Below are 1,328 nucleotides of genomic sequence, written 5' to 3'. Positions count from 1 at the left end.
CTGGTTGACTGACAAAACTATTCAGCAGCATACTTGTACGTTTGTATTTTGAATTCCAGCCGATAACATCGTTTCTCATGTTGTTTTCGCGAAGCTATCACCGGGTCAGGGTCTTGATTAGTTGTGAAACACACCCGTCGAATTAGTGTCCAGCCATTCTCTGGCATAGGCTTTGATCCACTCCCAACCAATCCGAAAGTAGCTGTTACCCCGAAACCAGTGAGTATCGACCCACCGACGCTTACCCGTTTCTACAACCTCAACACCTTGAGCGGTGACGTATAGAGTGGCTACGGCCAAGATAAACCACAACCGAGATAGGGCAGGCACTGAACGAATTTCAGACTTCTGCACATTCGCTCCCATTGGACTGGTCATCCAAAAAGTTTTCCTCGATATCAAACCGCAACCCATATTCTTGCGCATGTTTGGAGAGTGGTCTGTTCATCACTGATAATGGCCCATTATCACCATTGACATTGTTGCGACCGAAGACCAGATGAACCGGACCACACAGCGTGCTCCAAGTGCCGCCTGACGTTATGAAAGCACAGGGCAACTCCACGTAGAACATGGAAATCTTTAAGCTGAGACCAGCCAATCCCTGCTCGCCTTATCCAACTGTCCTTTTTCAATCGAATCCGATAATGCCATCCCCATTGGCAGGTCATCGCTTTCATCAAATCAGTGTGGACAAAGCCACGGTCTGCAAGCAAAACCACCTTGACTCCCTTGGGCAACCGTTCAAGGGCTTGTTGCAGTATTTCTCGATAATCATTGAATGAGACAGACGCACTAGGATGTTCCATAACCCGCCAAACCACAGGTAAGGCCCGTCCTCGATGCACCACAACCAATCGCACCAGACAATACTCATCCCAGAACAGTGAGGTGTCCAAACTCAGATATATAGAGTCATCTTTCCAATCCGCCAAAGCTGCTTGAATCAATGGTTTGTACAGCCGATGAATGTTAATCCGAGAATTGTAAAGCCAGCGTTGTATCCGACGTTGCTTGCTTTGAGCATATTGGCCGAACCACGGGATGTAGGGAATCCAACGGGTCAAATTGACTTCCCCTGTTTGGATCAAGGCCACCACCATCCATAAACAGGTGGTCAGGTGACCCAGGTGAGCCCATTCATGGGGTTGACCCAACCAGGTCTTAAGGGCATTGTAGAGACGGGAGTTTTTTTCACAGCATTCCTAGGATTTGAATGGTATCTGTCTTTAGAATGCTGGCTCCCACTCACTTGCTGTCAATACCTGCTATCTCCCTCCTGATAAGCATTTGACCAATTTGTGCTTAACTTTTTGTCAGTCAACCAG

2 protein-coding genes are annotated in these 1,328 nt (G+C 47.7%); both read right to left on the bottom strand.

Annotation, left to right across the window (positions count from 1 at the left end):
- Positions 1 to 117 precede the first annotated feature (117 nt).
- Positions 118 to 378: a hypothetical protein gene (locus F6J99_RS45070; protein ID WP_293123957.1), complete on the bottom strand. Its 261-nt coding sequence runs from the start codon at positions 376 to 378 to the stop codon at positions 118 to 120.
- A gap of 89 nt (positions 379 to 467) precedes the next feature.
- Positions 468 to 1,157 carry a hypothetical protein gene (locus tag F6J99_RS45065; protein WP_293123954.1) on the bottom strand — a complete coding sequence of 230 codons (690 nt, stop codon included), beginning with the start codon at positions 1,155 to 1,157 and terminating at the stop codon, positions 468 to 470.
- Between the last annotated feature and the right edge of the window lie 171 nt (positions 1,158 to 1,328).

Origin of the sequence: Moorena sp. SIO4G3 (assembly GCF_010692305.1) — a bacterium.
Classification (GTDB): Bacteria; Cyanobacteriota; Cyanobacteriia; order Cyanobacteriales; family Coleofasciculaceae; genus Moorena; species Moorena producens_A.
Note: the sequence above shows the minus strand (reverse complement) of the source record. Positions and strands in the feature narration are given on the sequence as shown.

Coding starts and splice junctions, on each gene's coding strand:
- F6J99_RS45070 (WP_293123957.1), bottom strand. CDS start 378: ATGACCAGTCCAATGGGAGCGAATGTGCAGAAGTCTGAAATTCGTTCA.